This window comes from Staphylococcus sp. 11511212, from assembly GCF_011394755.1.
Lineage (GTDB): Bacteria > Bacillota > Bacilli > Staphylococcales > Staphylococcaceae > Staphylococcus > Staphylococcus chromogenes.
Genome location: NZ_JAANBQ010000003.1, coordinates 660,196 through 676,129 on the forward strand (window position 1 = coordinate 660,196; position 15,934 = coordinate 676,129).

General features: G+C 37.4%; 12 protein-coding genes. 1 reads left to right on the plus strand and 11 read right to left on the minus strand.

The window, feature by feature from the left end; translation table 11 throughout:
• Positions 1 to 151 precede the first annotated feature (151 nt).
• From sdhB to zapA, 9 genes are all read right to left on the minus strand, one after another.
• Entirely contained in the window at positions 152 to 991 is an 840-nt protein-coding gene (sdhB, locus tag G8Y84_RS04610; RefSeq protein ID WP_037571633.1) for a succinate dehydrogenase iron-sulfur subunit, read from the minus strand.
• Positions 991 to 2,757 carry a succinate dehydrogenase flavoprotein subunit gene (sdhA, locus tag G8Y84_RS04615; RefSeq protein WP_037571637.1) on the minus strand — a complete coding sequence of 589 codons (1,767 nt, stop codon included), beginning with the start codon at positions 2,755 to 2,757 and terminating at the stop codon, positions 991 to 993. Before sdhA ends, sdhB begins: the two co-directional genes overlap by 1 nt.
• A gap of 118 nt (positions 2,758 to 2,875) precedes the next feature.
• Positions 2,876 to 3,487 (minus strand): succinate dehydrogenase cytochrome b558 subunit, encoded by a 612-nt coding sequence (locus tag G8Y84_RS04620; protein ID WP_037571652.1) that lies wholly within the window; start codon positions 3,485 to 3,487, stop codon positions 2,876 to 2,878.
• 158 nt (positions 3,488 to 3,645) lie between these two features.
• Positions 3,646 to 5,436: an excinuclease ABC subunit UvrC gene (gene uvrC, locus G8Y84_RS04625; RefSeq protein ID WP_037571654.1), complete on the minus strand. Its 1,791-nt coding sequence runs from the start codon at positions 5,434 to 5,436 to the stop codon at positions 3,646 to 3,648.
• A 125-nt stretch (positions 5,437 to 5,561) separates the two neighbouring features.
• The gene (gene trxA, locus G8Y84_RS04630) at positions 5,562 to 5,876 is read right to left on the minus strand and encodes a thioredoxin (RefSeq protein WP_037571657.1); all 315 of its coding nucleotides are present in this window, start codon (positions 5,874 to 5,876) and stop codon (positions 5,562 to 5,564) included.
• A 75-nt stretch (positions 5,877 to 5,951) separates the two neighbouring features.
• Positions 5,952 to 8,300 carry an endonuclease MutS2 gene (locus G8Y84_RS04635; protein WP_165806145.1) on the minus strand — a complete coding sequence of 783 codons (2,349 nt, stop codon included), beginning with the start codon at positions 8,298 to 8,300 and terminating at the stop codon, positions 5,952 to 5,954.
• 176 nt (positions 8,301 to 8,476) lie between these two features.
• Positions 8,477 to 10,180, minus strand: coding sequence for a DNA polymerase/3'-5' exonuclease PolX (gene polX / locus G8Y84_RS04640; RefSeq protein ID WP_037571660.1), 1,704 nt, complete (start codon positions 10,178 to 10,180; stop codon positions 8,477 to 8,479).
• Positions 10,181 to 10,253: 73 nt separating this feature from the next.
• Complete coding sequence (locus G8Y84_RS04645) at positions 10,254 to 10,775, minus strand: CvpA family protein (RefSeq protein WP_165806146.1); 522 nt, start codon at positions 10,773 to 10,775, stop codon at positions 10,254 to 10,256.
• Position 10,776: 1 nt separating this feature from the next.
• On the minus strand, positions 10,777 to 11,043 hold the full coding sequence (gene zapA / locus G8Y84_RS04650; RefSeq protein WP_165806147.1) for a cell division protein ZapA: 267 nt from the start codon (positions 11,041 to 11,043) through the stop codon (positions 10,777 to 10,779).
• Between the two features lie 198 nt (positions 11,044 to 11,241).
• Between zapA and rnhC the strand changes: the two genes are divergently transcribed.
• Positions 11,242 to 12,177: a ribonuclease HIII gene (rnhC, locus tag G8Y84_RS04655; RefSeq protein ID WP_037571670.1), complete on the plus strand. Its 936-nt coding sequence runs from the start codon at positions 11,242 to 11,244 to the stop codon at positions 12,175 to 12,177.
• Between the two features lie 223 nt (positions 12,178 to 12,400).
• Here the strand turns inward: rnhC and pheT are convergent, their stop codons facing one another.
• Positions 12,401 to 14,806 (minus strand): phenylalanine--tRNA ligase subunit beta, encoded by a 2,406-nt coding sequence (pheT, locus tag G8Y84_RS04660; protein WP_037571673.1) that lies wholly within the window; start codon positions 14,804 to 14,806, stop codon positions 12,401 to 12,403.
• A complete protein-coding gene (gene pheS, locus G8Y84_RS04665) occupies positions 14,800 to 15,864 on the minus strand; it encodes a phenylalanine--tRNA ligase subunit alpha (protein WP_037571675.1) in 1,065 nt (354 codons plus the stop codon). The genes pheT and pheS overlap by 7 nt, the downstream gene beginning before the upstream one ends.
• Positions 15,865 to 15,934 lie beyond the last annotated feature (70 nt).

A 15,934-nucleotide genomic window follows, 5' to 3' on the forward strand; every position in this document is an offset into this window, starting at 1 on the left:
GTGTGTGCCGGCATTTATTAAAATGTTGCGTTTCCTTAAAATTAACGTATCAAAAAATGGCTAGGACCTAAACGTGTCCTAGCCTACAACTGTTTTATATTATTTATACCTCTGTAAAGCTTTTAGAGGTTGTTCATCAAGCACTATTACTTTAGTTTACTTTGTGATCAGAACCAAAGAATGATTTGAACATATGGAATGATGACTCACGGTTCATTGCTGCAATAGAAGTTGTCAATGGAATGCCTTTTGGACAAGCTTGAACACAGTTTTGAGAGTTACCACAAGCTTGTAAACCACCTTGGTCCATTAAAGCATCTAAACGTTCATCTTTTGTCATTGCACCTGTAGGATGTAAGTTAAATAAACGCACTTGTGAAATGGCTTGTGCACCAACGAAATCATTTTTAGAAGTAACGTTTGGACAAACTTCTAAACATACGCCACATGTCATACATTTAGACAATTCGTAAGCTGTTTGACGTTTTTTCTCAGGCATTCTTGGACCTGGGCCCAAATCATACGTACCATCAATTGGAATCCAAGCTTTCATACGTTTTAAATTGTCAAACATACGAGAACGATCCACTTGAAGGTCACGAATAACAGGGAAAGTATTCATCGGTTCTAGACGAATAGGTTGTTCTAATTGATCCACAATCGCAGAACATGATTGACGTGCACGACCATTGATGACCATTGAACATGCCCCACATACTTCTTCAAGACAGTTCATATCCCAAGTGACAGGTGTCGTCTTTTCTCCTTTGTCATTGATAGGATTACGACGGATTTCCATTAAACATGCAATCACGTTTAAATTTTCTCTGTACGGAATTTCAAATGATTCTTCGTAAGGTTGAGAGTTCGCATCTTTTTGACGCTTGATAATTAATTTGATGGTTTTATTGCTTTTGTTATCATTTGATTGTTGTACATTTTCGTTTGATGTTTGGACTTCCTTTTGTTGAAGTTCTTTAGTTTCAGCCATTATTTTTTACCCCCTTTTGACTTACTAGTATAGTCACGTTTACGAGGTTCAATTAAGCTCACATCTACTGGTTTGTACGTAAATGTAGGTGCTTCCGTCGGACCGTTATATGATGCAAGGGTATGTTTTAACCATTCTTCATCATTACGGTTCGGGAATTCTGGTTTATAGTGTGCACCACGAGATTCATTTCGGTTATAAGCACCAATGGTAATCACACGTGCTAAAACGAGCATGTTCCATAATTGACGTGTAAAGAACACCGCTTGGTTACTCCAGCTTGATGTATCTTCCATATCGATGTTTTCATAACGTTTCATTAACTCAACGATTTTCTTATCTGTTTCGAGTAAGCGATCATTATGACGAACCACTGTCACGTTAGCAGTCATAATTTCACCCAATTCACGGTGTAATTTATAGGCGTTTTCAGACCCTTTCATATTTAAAAGTTTGTCAAAACGCGCTTGTTCTTCATCGATACGTTTTTGATAAATACTATCGTCTAAATCGACATAAGAAGTCTCAACATTTTCTACATATTTTACTGCGTTTGGACCCGCAACTGTTCCACCGTAAATGGCAGATAATAATGAGTTGGCACCAAGACGGTTACCACCGTGTTGAGAAAAGTCACATTCGCCCGCTGCAAAGAGACCTTCTATATTTGTCATTTGATCATAGTCCACATATAATCCACCCATTGAATAGTGAACGGCTGGGAAGATTTTCATCGGAACTTTACGTGGGTCATCACCTGTAAATTTCTCATAAATTTCGATGATTCCGCCAAGTTTAACATCTAACTCATGTGGATCTTTATGCGAAAGGTCTAAATACACCATGTTTTCGCCGTTAATTCCTAATTTTTGATTAACACATACATCAAAGATTTCACGTGTTGCAATATCACGTGGAACAAGGTTTCCGTAGTCTGGATATTTTTCTTCTAAGAAGTACCATGGTTTACCATCTTTATAAGTCCAAATACGACCCCCTTCACCACGTGCTGATTCACTCATTAAGCGAAGTTTGTCATCCCCTGGAATTGCAGTAGGATGAATTTGAATAAATTCACCATTGGCATAATGTACACCTTGTTGATACGCAATAGATGCTGCAGAACCCGTGTTAATCATAGAGTTCGTTGTTTTACCGAAGATAATACCTGGACCACCTGTAGCCATAATGACTGCATCAGATCCGAATGACTTGATTTCTGAAGTGGTAATATTTTGAGCGATAATCCCTCTTGCTTTATTTTCATCATCTTTGACGATACCTAAAAATTCCCAACCTTCATATTTCGTAACAAGCCCATCTACTTCGAAGCTACGCACTTGTTCATCTAATGCATATAATAATTGTTGTCCAGTCGTTGCCCCAGCAAAAGCCGTTCTATGGAAGAGTGTTCCACCGAAACGACGGAAGTCTAAAAGACCTTCTTTCGTACGACTGAACATTACACCCATACGGTCTAATAAGTGAATAATTTTCGGCGCCGCTTCTGTCATCGCTTTAACTGGTGGTTGGTCAGCTAAAAAGTCACCGCCGTATACTGTATCATCAAAATGAAGATATGGTGAGTCACCCTCACCTTTCGTATTTACCGCACCGTTAATCCCACCTTGTGCACATACAGAGTGAGAACGTTTAACGGGAACGATAGAGAACAAGTCAACGTGCGCACCTTGTTCCGCTGCTTTAATTGTTGACATAAGCCCCGCAAGGCCTCCACCGACAACAATAATTTTCTTTTCTGCCATAGAATTGTCACTCCCCTGAAATGATTAAAACGTTAAGACTAAAAACGCTTGTGTCAATTCTAAATCAAGTGTTTTATGTTTGTCTTATTGATCTCTTTTGTCTCGAGTTAACTTGCACTTATGCAAAAGCTAAAATCGCACTTACACCGATGTAAGCTAAAATAATAAACACAATTAATGATACCCATGTAAATACTTTTTGTGATTTTGGTGATTGTAAAATACCCCAAGTTACTAGGAATGACCAAAGACCATTCGCAAAGTGGAATACAACTGCAATGATACATACAATATAGAAAATCATCCAAATAGGATTTGATACAATTTGGTGTACCATGTCAAAATTTACTTCGTGTCCAAAAAACTTTTGAATACGTGTTTGCCACATATGTATCATTACGAACAAGAATGTTAATACACCTGATAAACGTTGGAACAAGAATAACCAGTTACGTGTGTATGAATAATGCCCGATATTCTGACTGGCTGTAAATGCGATGTAAAAACCATAAATAGCATGGAATAAAATCGGAATGTAAATCATAATAATTTCTAATGCGTATAGAAATGGTAATGATTCCATAAATCCTGCTGCTTTGTTAAATGCTTCTACCCCTTGTGTCGCTTGATGGTTCACTGTTAAGTGTACAATTAAAAATGCACCTAATGGAATAACGCCAAGCAACGAATGTAATCGTCTTAGGTAGAATTGATTCTTCGTTTGTGCCAAAAGGAAGCCCCCCTGCGTTACTAGATTTTTTGACCTCTTTTTTGTACGTTGACTCAAAGAAAACGTTTGCATATCTTAATAAAAAAAGAAATCAACTCCCTTTTATTGTAACACTAAATGTGACAAATTTGGGTATGAGAATGATTCTCAACCCAAATTTATCCATTTTCTTCATGAAGTGCTTGGTAAAGCGATTCAGCCGTCTTTTGAGGCAATCCTACCGATTGTAATTCTTCTATTGAGGCTACTTTCATTTTTTTAATAGAGCCAAAATGACGTAACAGTTTTGTTTTTCGTTTCGGTCCTACACCTTCAACTTGGTCTAAGACAGATTGCATTCCAGTTTTACGACGGGTTTGTCTGTGGAACGTAATCGCAAATCGATGCACTTCATCTTGAATACGTTGTAATAAGTAAAAGGCTTGTCCATTCTTTTTCAATGGAATGACTTGGGCTTGCTCACCATACAATAGTTCAGAAGTTTGGTGTTTATCATTTTTTTGTAAGCCAGCCACGGGGATATCGAGGCCAAGTTCATTCGTCAACACATCTATCACACTGGACATATGTCCCTTACCTCCATCAACAATAATAAGATCAGGTAAAGGAAGGCCTTCATTCAACACTCTCTTATAACGTCTTCGAACCGCTTCTTGCATAGATTTATAATCATCTGGTCCTTCAACAGTCTTAATTTTATATTTTCGGTATCCCTTTTTATCCGGTTTACCATCCACAAAGGAGACCATAGCTGATACCGGGTCAACTCCTTGTATATTGGAGTTATCAAACGCTTCAATACGAATAGGCGTCTGAATCCCCATTGCCTCCCCTAGTTGTTCAATCGCTTTAATGGTTCTCGATTCATCTCTTGCAATCAATTCAAACTTGTTTTCTAATGCAACTTTCGCATTTTTATTCGCAAGGTCCACCAGTTGTTTCTTTTGTCCACGTTGAGGATTCAATACTTTCGTCTCCACAACTGAGGTAATCATTTCACGATCCAGTTGCTTTGGAACGTGAATCTCTTTAGGGATAAAATGTTGATTCAATTGATAAAATTGACCAATGAACGTATAAAATTCTTCTTCAGGTGTTTGTTGTAACGGAAACATTGTGGCTTCTCGCTCTATTAAATTTCCTTGGCGTACAAAAAACACTTGAATACACATCCATCCTTTTTCAACATAATAACCAAAGACATCTCTGATGGTTTGGTCAGAGGACATAATCTTTTGTTTTTTCGTTAAATTATGAATGTGATCGATTAAATCTCGGTATTCTTTAGCTTGTTCAAATTCAAGATTTTCACTCGCTTGAAGCATCCGTGTCTCTAATTGTTTAAGAATGGTTTTATCTTCTCCATTTAAAAAGTCACTAATTTCACGCGTCATTCTATCATATTCTGATTGTTTTACAGGGTAAACACAGGGCCCTAAACATTGGCCAATATGATAATACAAACATAAACGGTCTGGCATTTTATCACATTTTCGAAACGGATAAATACGATCTAGTAGCTTTTTTGTTTCATGCGCTGAATAGGCATTCGGATAAGGTCCAAAATATTTTCCGCTCCCTTTACGCACCGTCCGAGTAACAACAAGCTTTGGATGCCGTTCTTTTGTAATTTTGATGAAAGGATAGCTTTTATCATCTTTTAATAATACATTATATCTCGGTTGATATTTTTTAATTAAATTGAGTTCTAATAATAACGACTCGGTTTCACTGGAAGTCACGATATATTCAAAATCGACGATTTCTCGAACAAGTCGTGTTGTTTTTAAATCATGTGCACCTGTAAAATAAGAGCGCACCCGATTGCGCAAACGCTTTGCTTTACCCACATAGATAACCTGGTCTTGTCGGTCTTTCATTAAGTAACATCCAGGTTCCATGGGCAAAACGGAAAGTTTTTGCTTAATTTTTTCCTTTACCTCATTCATAACGTGTTCACCTACCTCATGTGCGTTATACATGAAAAGGCTGGGTTGAAATCTTTGTCAGATTCCTAGCCCAGCCTATAAAAGAGCGTCATCATCATTTCAATGTGAACCGCATCTTTAATTGATTATAAGTGTTTATCTAAAACTTGTGCTAAGTTTTCTTTTGGTTGGAAACCAACAACTTTGTCTACAGCTTCTCCGTCTTTAAATACAATTAAAGTAGGAATGCTCATCACTTCATATTTTGCTGCCGTTGCTTGGTTTTGGTCAACATCTAATTTTAAAACGTCAGCTTTTCCATCATAATCCGCTGCTAAGTCTTCTAAAACAGGTGCAATCATTTTACAAGGTCCACACCAAGTTGCCCAAAAGTCTACTAATTTTACACCTTTATTAATTTGTTCCTCAAAATTTGAATCGTTTACTTCGATTAATGCCATAGGATGTTGCCTCCTTGAATTTCTTGATAGTCAAAGTATATCAAAATCATGTTTTGATTTCATTACTATTGCTCATTATTTTAAAGTTGCTACTGTGACCCCAAAGCCACCCTCACTTGGCATGCCTGTTCGGAAACTGGACACACTTCGATGTTGTTTCAGATGTTGTTGTACGCCTTTTTGAAGGGCGCCTGTCCCTTTACCATGAATAATATAAACATCTTCATAGTTGCTTAAAACTGCTTGATCTAAATATTGATCGAGTGCACTTAAAGCTTCTTCATATCGATAACCTCGTAAATCTAACTCCATTTTAACAGTAGAACGATTAGAACGTGTGACCATTTTAGACGGCTTTTCTTTTGCTTTTTCTTTTTTCTCTAAGTCTTTAATCGGCAACTTCATTTTAATAATGCCCATTTGGACGACCGCTTCATCATCACTGAGAAGTTCAAGCACTTCTCCTTTTTGGCCATAAGAAAGCACTTTGACTTCGTCGCCTTGTTGGATGGCATCATGACGTTGCTTTTTCACGTCTTGCTTAATGGATTTGGCTTCATACTGATCATCTAATTGTTTCTTTTTATCAATGAGCTCATGTTCTTTAACTTCTGCACCCTTTTTATCTCTCATTTCACGTAAATCTTTTAATATTTCATCAGCTTCTTTAGTCGCAGCATGCACACGTTGATTCGCTTTTTCTTTCGCCTCTTCCATTAGGCGTGATTCATAGTTTTGATATTGTTCGTATTTTTGAGAGAGTTGTTCATGCAATGCTTCTGCTTCACGTACAAGGCGTTCAAGTTCAATACGTTGATCATCAACTCGTTTGGCATTGGTCTCTAATGAAGCAATCATTTCATTGATTTCTTGTTCATCTTGGCCAACCATCGATTTTGCATGATTAATAATTTTTAAACTTAATCCTAAACGTTTAGAAATATCAAAGGCGTTTGAGCGACCCGGCACACCCATTAACAATTTATACGTTGGACTGAGTGTGTTCACATCAAATTCAACACTCGCATTCATCACACCTTCCCGATTATAGCTATAAGCTTTGAGTTCGGGATAATGCGTTGTCGCCATTACATGAGCCCCTAGGTTGTGCACATGATCTAAAATACTCATGGCAAGTGCTGCCCCTTCACTTGGGTCAGTTCCTGCGCCTAGCTCGTCAAATAAAATTAAACTATTGGCGTTCGCTTCATCTAAAATAGAAATGATGGTCTTCATATGTGATGAGAATGTCGATAAGGACTGTTCGATGGATTGTTCATCTCCAATATCACAAAAAACATGTTCAAACACACTTAACTGACTGCCATCTAAAGTAGGAATAAGCAAGCCAGATTGTGCCATTACAATGATAAGACCTAATGTTTTCAGTGTGACTGTTTTCCCCCCAGTATTAGGGCCAGTAATAATAACTGTTTGAATCTCTTCCTCAAACGCTATCGTATTTGCGACAACCGTATTTAAATCGAGCAAGGGATGAAAAGCCTTAGGTAAATAGATTTTTTTAGTTTCAGAAAAGGTAGGTTTTGTCGCTTTTATTTTTGCGCCATATCTTGCTTTTGCGATAATAAAATCTAAGTGTCCCATAATCGATTCAGATAACATACATTGTTCCCCTTCATCCGCAACTTCTGCAGTTAATTGCGATAAGATGCGTTCCATTTCCACTTTTTCATCATTTCTTAACCGACTCACTTGATTGTTGAGTTCAACAACCGAAGAAGGTTCAATATAGAGTGTTTGGCCTGAAGCAGATTGATCATGCATAATACCTGAAAAGTCTTGACGGTATTCTGCTTTTACAGGAATAACATGACGTTCATTTCTCACTGTGACAATGGCATCAGATAATTTTTTTTGATTTCCTGTTGATTTTACAATACGATCCAACTGCGCTTTAATACGTTGATTTGTTTTCGAGATGTGACTTCTTATAGATTGTAACTCATAACTAGCAGAATCGTATAAATCAGTCGCATCACATTTTTCTTTAATAGATTGATATAAGTGCGTTAACACAGGTAAACGTTGCATATTGCCATCTAAAATAGGATAGTTAACTTTTTCATCTTCTTCGAGCAGCTGATGATAAAACGTTTTAAATTGATTTTGAACTTGGATTAATTGTTTAATGGCATTCAACTCTTGAACGTTTAAAGTTCCCCCGATTTGAGCACGCTTAACATAAGCCGCAACTCGCGTGAGACCACTTAAACTTGGCAATCGATGTTGGTTGTATATTTGGGAAAGCTCGTCCGTTTCCTCCATTTGGTGAACGACCGTATCAAATTCAGTAGCTGGCGTTAAGTCTCGCACTTTTTCAGCACCTAAATCACTAATCACTTCATTTAAAAGTGCTGATTTCACTTTATCAAATTCTAATATTTCCAAAGTTTTTTGTTTCATAGTATCCCTCAATTTCTATAAAGCCGCTGTTACTTCCGCACTATTGATTTACAATGCACCTATATTTTAGAAAACGATGTGCGATGCGTACTCCTTTTGTCTAATGTCTTTGTTCTTACGCATGTCGTTTTAATAGGTCCACTCCTAAAATGATGACGCTTTTATCTCAAATAAACTTACATTTTTTTCTGATTAACAAAATCTTTAAATGTACTTCGTGACATTGCATTGATTACTTGCGTCTTTTTCACAAAGCCTTTTTGAGCGGTAGCCACACCATATTTCATGAATTCCAAATGGTTCGTATGATGCGCATCTGTATTAATGGTTACTTTAAGGTTAGGATTGGCACGTAAAGTTGCTGCATTTAAATCTAGGCGCTTAGGATTGGCATTAATTTCCAATACTGTATTTGTATCTGAACACATTTTTATCAACTTTTCCATATCGACTGGATAGCCGTCTCGACGACCAATAATTCTGCCTGTCGGATGGGCAATATGTCGAACATATGGATTGTAACAAGCGGTTTCTAATCGTTTCATAATTTCTGATTCTGATTGATTAAAGCTTTGGTGAATAGCTGCAATGACATAATCTAATTGTGAAAGCACCTCATCCTCATAGTCCAAAGATCCGTCCGGTAAGATATCCATTTCTGTTCCTGAATAAATATCAATCTCTTCATACTCTTTGTTGAGTGCTTTAATTTCTTCATTTTGCTTGAGTAAACGTTCGATACTAAGCCCATTTGCAACTTTAAGACTTTTGGAATGGTCTGTAATACACATGAAATCATACCCTTTTCGTATGTTCGCTTCAACCATTTCACGTAAAGACATTGCACCATCACTCGCCGTCGTATGCATATGAATATCTCCTCGAATATCTTCGAGTGTAATGATGTCAGATAAATCTTTATCAAATTCAGAACCATCTTCTCTCATGCTTGGCGCAATCCAATTAACGTTAAAATGTTCATATATTTTTGCTTCACTATCAAATTGCAGTAATTGACCATCTGCTTGCTCTATTCCATATTCACTAACCTTTTCCTCTCGCGCCTTTGCCAGTTGACGGATGCGGATGTTATGTTCTTTTGACCCTGTGAAATGTTGTAGTGTGTGGAAAAACGAACGAGGTTCAATCATTCTAAAATCGACACCTATTGTTTCATCGTCATACTCGAGTTCTAATGAAACTTTTGTTTTCCCAACAGCTACTTCTTTTAGTTTATTAGGAATTTCAAGCAAAGCTTTTTGTACTTTTAAGGGGGCCTCTGTGCTAATAATATAGTCTAAATCTTTGCTCATTTCTTTCATACGTCTAAAGCTCCCCGCAACTTCGAACGCCTCTATCTCTGGAATCGTCTCCAAATGAGCTTGGACCACACGATTTAACCCGCGCATAGTATCAATAGGATAGTGGTCTTTTTTCGCACCCATCGCTTTCACAGCTTCTAATATGTTTTGTTCAGTCTTTTTAGCAAATCCTTTCAATTCACTAACTTTGCCTGCTTCACATGCAACTTGTAATGAGGATTTGTCAGTAATATGGAGAGTCTCATAAAGTTTTGCAATTTTTTTACTGCCTAAACCTTGAATTTTAAGCAAAGGAATAAGCCCTTCCGGAACTTCTTTTTGCAATGTTTCTAGTGTTGGAGAGGTGCCTGTTTTGCGATAGGTATCTATGACTTCACCTACACCCTTCCCGATATTCTTAAGTGCTGTGACGTCATCAATTTCATCTAATGTGCGCTCGTCTGTCTCAAGACTTTGTGCGGCTTTTCGGTATGCAGAAACTTTAAATGCATTTTCGCCTTTCAATTCCATATAGGTTGCTATTTTTTCAAGTAAACGTATCACATCTTTTTTCGTCATTGAAATCACCTCATAAAAAAGAGGATGAAACGATGATTCAATCTACTATGTCGTTCCAACCTCAAAAGTTAGTTTAAATTAAGTTCATTGTATATTGTGAAAGGATAGGGAGCTTGGTAATAAGCCATTGTGCGAATGGCGTATGTTGAAGTGCTAACTGTATATTTGCGTCTGGATACAAGGCCATTAAAATAAAAATAAAATGAAGAACAATCCCTGCCGAAATCACGCTCACACCTACGCCCACCACACGCAATACCAAAGAATTCCGATGGCGATAAATCAATTTGGCAAACGTATCCAATACAACATTTGCAATCACTTTGACGATAAATACAATCAGTAATAAACTGACCAGAGCATTAAAATGAGATTCAGGCTGGTCAAACTGAATCGCGTATGTCGTATCAAAAGCATCCGTCTTAGGGAATGGAATAAATAATCTCAAATAATCATTGAGTGGTTTATAAAATTGAAGTCCTACCCACAAAGCAAATACGGTACTCATCAGATGCAGCACACTGGCCGTCATCCCTCGATAAAAACCGATAGCGGCATAAATGAGAATGAAAATCCCGCTAATTAGGAGAAACATTTCATTCGCCTCTATGTTTTAATCTTTGAATTTCTTCTCTTAATCTCGCGTTTTCTTCCTCAAGAAGCACTAATTCATGTGTCAGATTGACAGCTGTTAAAACCGCTTTTCGTACTGAATCTAATCCAGCATTGCGTTGTCCTAATGACTTTATTTTATCATCAACTAAATCAGCAACATAACGAATGTGCTCAGGGTCATCTTCTCCAACGATCGTATAGTGCTGGTCATTTATTGTTACGTTTATTCTGTTTTTAAACTCACCCATATCCGTTCACCTAGCCCTATAATTTAATTTTATTCATCAACGTACATTATACACGAGACGGAAGAGTTTGTGTATCATGGATTCATATGAATTCATTCTTTTCATATGACTTTTTTGTAGCAATGGCATACCCACTCCCTTCACGTTAAAAATTTATGATAGGATAAGCAATAGAAATATGAATAAAAGAGGTTACTTATGGCAAATTTAGTTCAAACATTATCTCAAAATGAGATTGAAAAGTTAATTCAAAAAATTAATGCCGATACTTCTAATTTAGCGCCCGGAATGATTGCAAAAGCAAAGTATCAAGGGGTAACGATTAGTATATATAAATCGCGCAAGGTCATGTTTCAAGGACAAAACGTCGAAGCTGTCGCACAAAAGCTCCTTGGTCCAAAGAGTGTATCTATAGCAGCAACCAAACCAGTCACTCCTCAAAAACATTCCGTGAACTACAATCAAATGAGCTGTATCGGCAGTGACGAAGCGGGAAGTGGCGATTATTTCGGTCCTTTAACGGTTTGTGCATGCTATGTGAGTAAAGAAAATATCGCCGTTCTCAAAACTTTAGGGGTGGACGACTCTAAAAAATTGAATGATCGTAAAATTGTGGAACTTGCAGAACAATTGGTGACTTTTCTTCCCCACTCCCTCATCGTTCTAGATAATCCAAATTATAATGAACGCCAAGCGATGGGATGGTCACAAGTGAAAATGAAAGCTGTTTTACATAATGCTTGCATTCAAAACGTCTTAAAAAAAGTAGAACAAAGTGATATCGATGCCATTGTCATTGATCAGTTTGCGCAGCCCGGCGTTTATAAACGCTATGCGTTAGGAGACATCCCTCTTGAAAAACGGACGCATTTTGAAACAAAAGGTGAATCCAAATCGTTAGCTATCGCTGCAGCAAGTATTATTTCAAGATATGCTTTTGTTAAACATATGGATTTACTTTCTAAAAAAATGCACCAAACGATTTTGAAAGGGGCAAGTGGCAAAGTCGACCTTTTGGCAGCGCAAATTATTGAGAAACAAGGACTCCCTCAACTTGACGCCATCACAAAAAAACATTTTGGTAATCGAGAGAAAGCACTTAAATTAGTACAAAAAAAGCGCAAGGATATATAATGAACAATTATTACATCATAGACATATGATTGAAACATAACCTACTTTTAAAGAGCGTAAGAGTTGAAATATCTAGATCATCAATCATTTGAACGCCATCAAAATTTATCTAAGAATAAATTCTGATGGCTATTTTAATACCTTATAAAGAAAATAATACATAGATGTAAAAAACTGTTCACAAAGCGCATGACTTTGCGAACAGTTTAAATTATGATAATTTTTATCCTCTTAGTGTGGCCCCTTGGTTTTCAAGCTCAGATAAAATTGTCTCATGGACTTCGGCCACTTGTGCTTCTGTTAATGTATTTTCAGTGTCTAAATATTCAAGTCTGATCGCGACAGATTTTTTACCTGCCTCCATATGTTCACCGTCATAGACATCAAACACTGATGCCTCTTTTAATAAACGTCCACCCGCTTGACGAATCGTTTGAATCAAACTAGAGACACGGACCTCAGTATTGACTACGAGTGCAATATCACGAGTGACCCCTGGGAACTTAGGAATTTGATGATAATTAATGTAGCCGACTTGGAATTTCATTAATTTTTCATAGTTTAGTTCAAATACATACGTCCGACCTAAATCGTATTGTTTGGCAACAGTTGGATGAAGTTCACCTATGAAACCTATTGTTTCACCTTGACACAACACGTTTGCTGTACGTCCAGGATGTAAACCATCCACCTGTGCTGTTTCATACTCAAAACGCAATGCCAGTTTATCTGCAATACGATCGACAACGCCTTTTGTTAGATAAAAATCTACAACTTCTTTTTTACCTTGCCAAGGATTTGCCACGTACTCGCCTGTCATAATACCACTTAAATATTCGACTTCATCCGGCATTACGCCCTCACCATTACTAAAAAAGACATTTCCGATTTCATATAGCGACACATTTTGATTTTTACGTGCGACATTATATTGAACCGCATCAATTAAATGTGGAAGCAAACTTTGACGTAATGTTGAATGGGCTTCACTCATTGGCATCAATAATTTAATGACATCGCGCTTTTCTGTAGTAAACGCTGTTGCACGCTTTTCGTCTACAAGTGAATACGTAATCGCTTGTGATAAGCCCACACCTTCTAACGCTCCTCGAACAACACGTGTTTTGCGTTGTCGATCTGTTAGAGCACCACTTGTCACTGATTCAAATACAGGGAGTGACGATGGTAGATTATCATAGCCATAAATACGTGCGATTTCTTCGATAATATCTGCTTCAATGGTAATATCAGGTCGTCTTGATGGCACAGTGACTTCTAACACTTGATTTTTTACCGTTGTTTTAAACCCTAATTGTTCTAAAGCTTCAATCATTTCATCTTCAGACACGTTAAAACCAATGGTACGGTTCACTTTGTCAACGGTAATTTCTATTGTTCTTGTCAATGCACCCAACTCTCCTGCAAATACACGTTCTGCCATGACTTCACCTTGAGCTAGGGTTTCTAAAAGCACACAAGCACGATCTACTGCTTCATTCACAAATTCTGTGGCTAATCCTTTTTCAAAACGACTTGAAGACTCACTTCTTAAGTTCAAGCGACGTGACGTATGGCGAATCGAAACAGGATTAAAAAGTGCCCCTTCTACTACAACATTTTTTGTATTTGTCGTTACTTCTGAAAAATCTCCACCCATCACGCCACCAAGCGCAATAGGTTCCTTTCCATTCGTAATGACAATATCGTTCATTTTAAGTTGACGTTCTTGATTATCTAATGTGGTCATTGTTTCACCATCATGCGCTTGACGGACTACAATTTCATTAGAACCCATTTGATTTTGGTCAAACATATGCAGAGGTTGACCATATTCAAGTAACACATAATTAGAGATATCAACTACATTATTAATCGGACGAATGCCCGCTTTCATTAAACGAGATTGCATCCATTCCGGAGAAGGTGCAATTTTCACATTTTTAACGATACGCGCACTGTAATAAGGTACCTTGTCCTCATTTTCAATTTTTACTGTTAATTCATCATGTGCATCACCTGTCTCAGAAGCCACTTTCGTTTCAGGTTTACGCACAGTTTGATGATAGAGTGCACCTACTTCATATGCCGTGCCTATCATACTTAAAGCATCCGAGCGGTTAGGTGTTAAATCAAATTCCATCAATTGATCGTCTAAATACAATGCTTTCAACGCATCTGTTCCCGGTTCAATCTGAGAACTAAAATTATAAATTCCTTCTTCAAATGCCTTAGGTACTACATTACTTGCTAACCCAATTTCTTGTAATGAACAAATCATTCCTTCTGAAACTTGACCACGCAATTTAGCACGTTTAATTTTAATGCCTCCTGGTAGACGGCCGCCTACTTTAGCAACAATTACGGTCTGACCCGCATCTACATTGGGTGCACCACAGACAATTTGAGTAGGTTCACTCTCACCAATATTCACTTGGCAAATGTTTAATTTATCTGCGTCTGGATGTTTTTCAATTGATTCCACATAACCGACAACTAAGTTTTTAATATCCGCAGTGAAATCTACAATATCATCAACTTCTATGCCTGTGCGTGTGATGCGTTCAGCTAAAGCTTCAATTGACACATCGATATCTACATAAGATTCTAACCATTCTTTTGAAATTAACATGTTGTTTCACCTCTATCTTCCACTGCTTTAAATTGTTCTAAGAAACGGACGTCATTCGTATAAAAATGACGAATATCTTCAATACCGTATTTCAACATCGCGATACGATCAGGACCCATACCAAATGCAAATCCTGAGTATCGTTGAGCGTCAAATCCAGCCATTTCCAATACATTTGGATGAACCATACCTGCACCTAAAATTTCAATCCATCCTGTATGTTTACAAACGTTACAACCTTTTCCTTTACATTTAAAACAAGAAACATCTACCTCTACAGAAGGTTCTGTAAACGGAAAATAACTTGGGCGTAAACGGATTTCGCGATCAGCACCAAATAGTGATTTTGCTAATAACTCTAAAGTCCCTTTCAAGTCACTCATTTTAATATTTTCATCGACAACCAGTCCTTCAATCTGTGTAAACTGATGACTGTGTGTAGCGTCATCTGAATCACGACGATACACTTTACCTGGACAAATAATTTTCACAGGTCCTTCACCGTTACGTTTTTCCATTGTACGCGCTTGGACAGGTGATGTGTGAGTACGCATTAATATTTCTTCTGTAATGTAGAAACTATCTTGCATGTCTCTTGCCGGATGAGATTTAGGAAGATTTAATGCCTCAAAATTGTAGTAATCCTGTTCAACTTCATAACCTGTCACAATTTCATAACCTAACCCTAAAAATAAATCTTCTATCTCTTCAATTGTTCGTGTGAGCGGATGTTTTGCACCATTCGCAATTTTACGACTTGGCAATGTGACATCAATAGATTCTTCCGCTAATTGTTGATTTAAACTTTCTTCTTCTAATGCAACTTGTTTTTCTTCAATCGCCATCGTAATCGCTTGACGAACTTCATTCACTTTTTGACCATAAGCTGGTTTTTCTTCTTTAGGTAAGTCTTTCATATTTTTCATGAGGCCGGTCACTTGACCTTTTTTACCTAAATATTTTACTTTCACATCTTGTAATGCTTTTTCACTATCTACCTGTTGAATGGCTTCAAGTGCTTCAGTTTTAATTTGCACCATTTCATCTGTATGTGACATGTTTATCCTCCTTAAAAATAAAAAAACTCCGCCCTTGACTTGGGACGAAGCTTTTCCGTGGTACCACCCA